The following is a 7,982-nucleotide window of genomic DNA, read 5'->3' on the forward strand; positions in this document are numbered from 1 at the left end:
TAGTATATACAAACCTAGAGAAGAACCTCCAGGATATCGTCGATATACTTCTCCTGGTATAGTCTTCTTTTCAATTTTCCCATTGGTTAAATCTACATCGAGTATCTTTGCATCTGGGAAAACCATTAAACCACCCCTTTTTCAAATTATTATTCTGTTAAACCTCTTGCTATATCTAGCATTTCTATTATCATTACCTAATAACTCCACTAGATCTTTAACATTTATAAAGAGGAAAAATAAATACTTTCCTCTTTATAATAAATTCATCACTTTATATATTGTCAGCCTATTTTTTTAAAAAGGTATCATAAGCTTCTTTTGCATTCATTCCTTTTTTAACTATTCCATCAACTGCATTTAACATCTCCATATAGTTTTCTCTATTCCATATATTTCTACCTATACTAGTTCCAATTGCACCGGCTTTCATCATGTCCTCTACATCTTGTAGAAAATCCATATCTGTGCCTGAGGTATCTCCTCCTGCTGTTACAACAGGTACTAAAGAATAATTTACGACTTTCTCAAAGCTTTCCATGGATCCAGTATATAGAACTTTTACGATATCAGCACCTTCTTCTGCTAGTGTTCTGGCAGCAATAATATTCTCTTTTTCGCTTTTTGGATCAAGTCCTGCATCCTGGCATATTAAACTTTCTCCTATTAAGGGCATTCCGTATCTATCACATAGATCTGCAAGTTCCCCAAAAGACTTTATGCATTCATTCTCTTTTGTGGTGCCAAACCATACGGTTGCAATCACAGCATCTGCCCCTAACCTTATTGCACTTTCTAAACTCGCAACAAAGCTTTCGTATGTTGGCATTGGTTGCTTACCAATTGTAGTAGTGCAACTAACTCTCAATATTATGCTAGATTTGTTTACTAAACTTTTATAAGCATTCTTTACTGAACCCCTTCTTAAAATAAAAGCATCTGACTTATCTGCTAATTCTTCTATGCACTTGTCCATTCTTGAAAGCCTATTAAAAACTCCTTCTACTCCATGATCTAGTGGCATTATCAAAGTCTTGTTAGAATCATCTATAAATCTTTTTAATCTTATTTCTTTTCCTATACTCATCTATCATCTTCCTCCTATACATTAATTTAATTCTTTTATAATCACCTTATGATTATGTTGTTTATTATTATTAAAAAATTATTCGTCAAACATTTTTATAACAGTTTTTAACGCTTTTTTATTTACAATGTTTTCGAAGGCCTTTTCCGCTTCTCCTATTGGGAATATATCACTAATTATAGGTCGTATTTGTATTTGTTTTTTTGAAATCAAATTAAGTGCTGTTTCAAAGTATTCAAGAGGATAGTCACTAGAACCTGTTATTAAAATTTGTCTATAATGTATTATATTGGGGTCAATTCCTATCAATTTATGAGGATGAACCCCTGCAAAATATAAAAGTGTACCGTTGTTTCCAACTAAATCTACAACGTCCTCCATTACTGCAGGTACTCCAATGGTTACAATCACACTATCGCAAAGTAACGAATCTGTACTGTCATTAATTATAGATAGCACTTCTTCATTAAACACAGGATATACTTCTGTAGCACCTAACTCTAATGCCATCTCTCTTCTAGAATCTATTGGTTCAAAAACAATTATTCTTGATGCCCCTTTTAATTTTGCTACTTGTAGATGCATTAACCCAATAGGGCCTGCTCCTACTATTGCTACTGTAGATCCTAGCTTGATGTTTGCCCTTCCAGAACCATTTAGCACGCAAGCTAATGGTTCTGTACAACTGGCCTCCAGCATATCTGTTTCATCTGTCATATGGTATAAACTTTTCACCGGTACAGCCTTATATTGAGCAAAACAGCCATCGCTTGTAATCTGGTTTTCACAAAAATTTTGAAGTCCTCTTTTGCAGTAATAACATTTTCCGCATTTATAATCGCTATTTACTACGACCTTATCTCCAACCTTAAATTTATTTACTTTACCCCCAACCTTTGCAACTACCCCGCTAGCTTCATGGCCAAGAATCATTGGCTCTTTTACTTCTTTAGTACCTAAATAATATCTCATATCGGAAGGACATATTGAAGCATATATTATCTTTACCAGTACTTCATCTTCTCTAATACTTGGAATTTCAACGCTTTCAACTCTAACATCACCCTTGCCATAAACAACTGCAGCTTGCATAGAACCTTTCATTTATATTTTCTACCTCCTCATAACAATTATCTTTATATTAAAATATTCCAACAATTCCTCCTATTGCTCCAATTATTATAATCCATCCCATTATCTTTAATGGTGGAGTACCTTTTTTTAATGATTTCAAAACTATTAATGTTAATATAAGTGGAAGCAAACCAGGTAATATCTGGTCAAACAAATCTTGTTGTAATGAAAAGATCCCTTCTCCTACCTTAAACTCTATGCTTGTACTTAAAGAAACAAAATCTCCTACAAGACCTCCCATTACAAGAGTACCAATTATTGAGGCGCCTTCAATAACTTTGTTAATAATTCCACCACTTAATATTTCCTCTACCGCAATTTTTCCATATTTATATCCATTCATCCAAAGAGAATAAGATAAAGTAAACATTATCAAATATTGAGCTATTAAAAAAACTATAGGTCCTCCAATGTTGCCTTGCATAGTCAAACTTATACATAATGATAATAATATTGGAGTTATGACGCCTTGAGTTAGAGTATCTCCTATTCCTGCTAGAGGTCCCATTAATCCAGATTTTATTGCATTGATACCCTCTCCAGTTATAGGTTCTCCATTTGATTTTTGTTCCTCCATTGCAATCGTTATTCCATGAATTACTGATCCACACACAGGCTCTGTATTAAAAAACGATAAGTGTCTTTTAAGAGCATCTGCTTTTTCTTCTTTTGTCGTATATAATTTTTCTATTACAGGTGCCATTGAATGTGCAAATGCAGTAGCCTGAAGTCTTTCATAATTATAATTAGACTCAGCAAAAAAGATCCAATTTCGATATGCTTTTAATATATCTCTTTTACTTAGTTTCTTTGTACATTCTCCTGTTTCTACACTATCTACCATTGCTCTAAACCTCCTTGTTCTCTCTTAAATTTACTAAGATAACATTTTATTGTTAGAGTCGTAATCTTTTAACTGGATTATAATAAATGCTGCTATGGTACCCAATATTGCAATAGTAATTAGATCAACGTTAAAGGTTACTGCAAGTATTAAGCCTAATATGAAAAAAGGCATAGTAAAAGAATTACCTATAACTTTTAGATTCATCGCTATTCCTAGTGCTGGAAGCATTCCTCCTATTACTTCAAATGTATGAAGTACTCTAGGCCCAAATAGCTTAAATAGTCCATCTACAGCACTTGGACCAAAGTATACTACTAACAATGTAGGTATAAAGCTAACAGCAAATAAAAATAGTTGACATGGTACTATATTGATAAATGATATTGCTTTAGTATTACCTTCCTCTGCTTTTTTATCTGCCATATGCACAAAGAAAGTGTTTACTGTCATTTTTGATATCCATAATATTGTTGCAATAGTTCCCAAAGGTACTGCTATTGCCATTGCTGCTTTAACATCCATATCAGCTGCTAAAGCTATAGCAGTACCTACATATCCTGCAAAAGCGGGATCTCCCATTTGAGCTCCACCAGCGGAAATAAATCCTAAATAAATTAAATTAATACTAGCACCAATTATAGCTCCTTCCAAAGGTTGCCCAAGAATAATTCCTGTAACCAACCCGGCAACCAATGGCCTATTCCATGTAAAAAAGCTTATATAGGATAGAAATGGGCTCCATGATAAATAGTAAAACAATGCTATTAAAGATGCTTGAAGTAACGAAATCTTCATTTATATCCTCCTCTCAAATTATTATTTGTGTTAGCTTATAATAAATCTTCCACAATAATTTCTTTGTCATCAGGAACTATTTTAATATAAACTTTTGTGCCAGATTCTATGATTTTCTTTAATATTTCTCGTTCTTCATCAGATATTGAAATGTTTTTATAAAGCTTCTTTCTACCTACCCTAGCTCCCATACCTCCTAAATTAACTTCCTTTAATGAAACGCCCCCCTCTTGCAATTTATAAACTGTATCTGGTGTTTTTACAAGCAAGACAATTTTTTCCTTAACATCATTATCTTCTTTTAGATATTCAATTGCATTATATACGTCTAAAATTTTTACCTCCATACCAGGAGGGGACGCCATTTTTAATACTTTAGTAAGGAATGGATCAGCAGCAACATCGTTATCTACAATTAATATTCTATTAGCTTTTGTTACTCTTACCCATGCAGTGATAACTTGTCCATGAATTAACCTATCATCTATTCTAGTTAAAACTACTTCTTTCATACTTTCACCCCCTTTTGTTAAAAGTTATTGTAATTTCTAGCTTTTAGCTTTTTTTATTACTCAGCACCTTTTGCCTTCAACTCGGTTCTTATATTTTTAATTCCATCAACGCCAATCTGTATAACCATATCTACAAGCTCTTCTAAGCTACTCCTAGTTCTTGTATCCAGAGCTTCTATAAGCATAGGTAAATTAACCCCAGATATGCTCTCAAACCTCAAATCCTTCATATTAATAGCAGTTACATTAGAAGGACTCCCTCCAAATAGGTCAGTAAAAACTAATACTCCCTCTCCTTTATCTAGTTTCTTAATAGACTTATTTACTTTGCTGTATAATTCTTCTACATTATCGCCATGATTAAAACCTATAGCATCAACGTTTTCCTGCTTCCCAACAATAAGCTCAGCACTTTTTAAAAGTTCTAATCCAAAATTTCCATGAGTAACTATTAAAATTCCTATCATAAATTGTCCTCCTAACTTTAGTATAATGTCAATATTTCATTTGTCCTTCAGCATTATATTAGATGCAACTCTCATGCCAAGCTATTGTGCCAAGTTACAATAGTAAAGGCAGAAAGTGCTGTACAGCACTTTCTGCCTTTACTAAATTATAATAATATTTGTTAATCTTTAAATTATTTTCTTGTTTTATAGCTGACAATAATCAGTGTGTTGTTGTGTGTCAAGCATATCTATTATATACCCTACTTCTGTGTCAGGTATTGTAATACCGAAAGATTCCTCAATATCTATAAATGAAAATTTGACTTGTTCATATAGGGTTTTTTCTTTTTGAATTAATTTGTCTACATCCTTATATGGCAAAACCTCATCTTGGATAAGCCTTTCTATCATACAACAGTTATGAAAAATATACCTAGTTTTCTGCTGAGTTGTATCTTCTATTCCTAGTAATTTAATTATTGCTAAATAAGAATCCTTGACGAGATTATATGCTTTTACTGGATCTAAAAATGTAAGCATCTCTTCTAGCATTTTTATAAACATATTTTCTTCTGATGGTTTCTCTCTTTCATAGTAATTATCTAAACCACTAATACTCTTCTCTATCTTTCTTACTCCATCTCCAATTATCAGTTCATCTATAGGAATAAAAGGAACCTCGGGTATATATAAATCCACAGTTCCAACTACTGCAACTAAGTTCCTCATTTCATCTTCATCTAAAATGTTATCTAAATTTGATTTTTCAGTTATATCTACAGGTCTAACTTTAACATTATATTCATCCATAAAAGGTAGAGCATTTCTCAACAGCTGAGCAATCTTTACAGCAGCGCCTTTACCAGAAATACAAGTGGTAAGTATTACTTTAGGTGCTAAAATGTCGACTTTGTTTTTAATATCCCCACTTATCATTCTACCGATATATGGATTTGCGCTCTTTATCTCTTCTACAAGTGTGGGTAAAGTCATTTCCGGTAGGATGCTCTTTCTTACAGCTTCAATCACAATAGGAGTAGAAACATTTTCTACAGATTTAGTTGGTATATTTGTTTTTTTGGTTACAATCTCAGAAAAGGCTGTAAGTGAACCCATATCTACTAATAACAAAACTCCCTTACCTTCATCTATAGCTTTGACTTTTTCTACGGTCTTTTTTAATACATCTTCTACTTCTACATCAAGAGGCATGTCTATAGCATGGCAATGATCAGTTCCTAATAAACTGTTAGCAACATTGGCAATACTTGAAGCAGTTGATTCCCCGTGGGATAAAACTATGACTCCAATTTTCTTGTAACTTTCGCTAGCATCTACAGCACTTAAAAACATGGTCAAAAATCCTATCTCCTCTTTAGGTATGTTTATTTCTAGTTCCTGCTGTAATATCTCCCTTATTAGTTTTGCTGTTCTAAATTCATTTGGATTATTTAAAGCAATTTTATTTATCTCTTCGTTGTAAATCACTTCTCCTTCGGCTATTCTTTCCATGAGAGCACTTACGTGCATAGCCAGTCCAATTACAGCCCTATTGCTAAAACACCGTCCAAGTTTTTGTTCTGCTAATATCAGCGACATCTCTGCGGCATTATATACTTTTGGATTTATTATTTTAAATAATTCTTCTTTACCCGGCAAACCTTTTTCTACATTACATTTCATCATAAGTTTTTTTAAATATTTTTCTATATCATCATTAATGATATCGTTGATTGTATCTTCTGGATAGCCCATTCCTAGATAATGATTGTATTTTTCTGTTATCTCTCTATAGAGGTTATCAGATAGATTGTAATTATCTACAGTTGTAAACTTCTCTCTATCTTTTGGCGTAAAATTATAATAATCCTTTTCATACTCTATTAAATGGAGTACTTCACCTCGGCGTTTATGTTGATTTAGTAGACCATTATAAATATGTTCAGGCAAGAAGTGGATGCCTATTTCAATTTCTTTTTTATTATAGGTCTTATAATCAAGAAAACCTCTGGCACATAAAAGCTGTATATCGCCTTTAAGTTGACCAATATTCCCTTTACAATCATATAGTAGAAAAGCCCTTATTACATCTCTGTGGACTTTTATCGGTACCTTAACATTATTTACCTCTTCTATAAAAAATTCCTCTATAAGTTCCATCCTTTCAGTAAGGGATCTATCTTCTAAAGAAGGGAGATTTATTACCATAGGTATTCTTCTTAAAAAAGTTTGTAAAAGGGCTGAGTTTATATTTTCCGTTGTGGCTCCAATTATCAATACATTCGCTTGCCTATATTTATCCGTCTCTCCAAGTCTCCTATAAACTCCTTTGTCCATAAGTAGGAATAACATTTCTTGTGTTTCAGGAGATAACCTGTGTATTTCATCTAGTAATAATATACCTTCATCAGCATTTTCAATAAGTCCTGCCTTATCCTGATCCGCTCCAGTAAAAGCTCCTTTTACATGACCAAATAGTTGTGACAAAATTAATTGGGGATTATCTGCATACTCAGAACAGTTAAATATTATAAGTTCAGCATCTTTCCGAATACTTCCTGTGTATATAGCATATTGATACATTATTTCAGCAAAGGTAGTCTTGCCTACTCCAGTGGGCCCGGTTATCAAGGTATGAAGACCATTTGGCGGGTATAATATAGCAGCTTTTGCCTGTTTAATTGCTAACTCTAGACTACCTGTAGCTCCAATCATTCTACCAAAGGGATCAGATTCCTTGGCAATTGATTCTAAATTTTCTGAACTAAATATCTGTAAAAAGTCATCTAAGCTTTCAAATACCCCATCCCCATCATAATTTTTTTGAGATATCTCTTCTAAATGTGTTTTTTCTAAAAACTTTACCGGCCGACCTACGATCTTTATAGCCCTACCTTCTCTTACTAATTCATTTAATTCTCTACTTACATTGCTTCTATTAATTTCAGTAACATGGGAAATGGTTTCTGCATCAAAACCAATGTTTGAGCTTTCAATTATATCATTCGAAGAAATATTAGAAGAGAATTCTTTCAAGACTTTAAATACTCTTTCTTTCCTAGTCATTAATTCCACTCCCCTTAAGAATTCATATTTTAATTCTTTATCACACTAATATATATTGTATACCATTATATCATTTTTTTATATTTATTTAT

At 32.8% G+C, this 7,982-nt stretch carries 7 protein-coding genes; all 7 read right to left on the minus strand.

Annotation, left to right across the window (positions count from 1 at the left end):
- Positions 1-289: 289 nt before the first annotated feature.
- Positions 290-1,087, minus strand: a complete 798-nt coding sequence (locus tag C3E88_RS05140) for a class I fructose-bisphosphate aldolase (protein ID WP_236909096.1) — start codon at positions 1,085-1,087, stop codon at positions 290-292.
- 78 nt (positions 1,088-1,165) lie between these two features.
- Positions 1,166-2,191: a zinc-dependent alcohol dehydrogenase gene (locus tag C3E88_RS05145; protein ID WP_236909097.1), complete on the minus strand. Its 1,026-nt coding sequence runs from the start codon at positions 2,189-2,191 to the stop codon at positions 1,166-1,168.
- Between the two features lie 37 nt (positions 2,192-2,228).
- Positions 2,229-3,065 carry a PTS system mannose/fructose/sorbose family transporter subunit IID gene (locus C3E88_RS05150; protein WP_236909098.1) on the minus strand — a complete coding sequence of 279 codons (837 nt, stop codon included), beginning with the start codon at positions 3,063-3,065 and terminating at the stop codon, positions 2,229-2,231.
- Positions 3,066-3,098: 33 nt separating this feature from the next.
- Positions 3,099-3,863, minus strand: a complete 765-nt coding sequence (locus C3E88_RS05155) for a PTS mannose/fructose/sorbose/N-acetylgalactosamine transporter subunit IIC (protein WP_236909099.1) — start codon at positions 3,861-3,863, stop codon at positions 3,099-3,101.
- 35 nt (positions 3,864-3,898) lie between these two features.
- Positions 3,899-4,375: a PTS system mannose/fructose/N-acetylgalactosamine-transporter subunit IIB gene (locus tag C3E88_RS05160; RefSeq protein WP_236909100.1), complete on the minus strand. Its 477-nt coding sequence runs from the start codon at positions 4,373-4,375 to the stop codon at positions 3,899-3,901.
- A gap of 56 nt (positions 4,376-4,431) precedes the next feature.
- Entirely contained in the window at positions 4,432-4,842 is a 411-nt protein-coding gene (locus tag C3E88_RS05165; RefSeq protein ID WP_236909101.1) for a PTS sugar transporter subunit IIA, read from the minus strand.
- Positions 4,843-5,028: 186 nt separating this feature from the next.
- A complete protein-coding gene (locus tag C3E88_RS05170) occupies positions 5,029-7,890 on the minus strand; it encodes a sigma 54-interacting transcriptional regulator (RefSeq protein ID WP_236909102.1) in 2,862 nt (953 codons plus the stop codon).
- Positions 7,891-7,982: the final 92 nt, after the last annotated feature.

It is taken from the genome of Clostridium sp. Cult3, from assembly GCF_021655115.1.
Classification (GTDB): Bacteria; Bacillota; Clostridia; order Tissierellales; family Tepidimicrobiaceae; genus PPXY01.

Excerpts from the sequence above, each read along its gene's own strand:
- C3E88_RS05140 (WP_236909096.1), bottom strand. The coding sequence starts at position 1,087 with ATGAGTATAGGAAAAGAAATAAGATTAAAAAGATTTATAGATGATTCT.
- C3E88_RS05145 (WP_236909097.1), bottom strand. The coding sequence starts at position 2,191 with ATGAAAGGTTCTATGCAAGCTGCAGTTGTTTATGGCAAGGGTGATGTT.
- C3E88_RS05150 (WP_236909098.1), bottom strand. The coding sequence starts at position 3,065 with ATGGTAGATAGTGTAGAAACAGGAGAATGTACAAAGAAACTAAGTAAA.
- C3E88_RS05155 (WP_236909099.1), bottom strand. The coding sequence starts at position 3,863 with ATGAAGATTTCGTTACTTCAAGCATCTTTAATAGCATTGTTTTACTAT.
- C3E88_RS05160 (WP_236909100.1), bottom strand. The coding sequence starts at position 4,375 with ATGAAAGAAGTAGTTTTAACTAGAATAGATGATAGGTTAATTCATGGA.
- C3E88_RS05165 (WP_236909101.1), bottom strand. The coding sequence starts at position 4,842 with ATGATAGGAATTTTAATAGTTACTCATGGAAATTTTGGATTAGAACTT.
- C3E88_RS05170 (WP_236909102.1), bottom strand. The coding sequence starts at position 7,890 with ATGACTAGGAAAGAAAGAGTATTTAAAGTCTTGAAAGAATTCTCTTCT.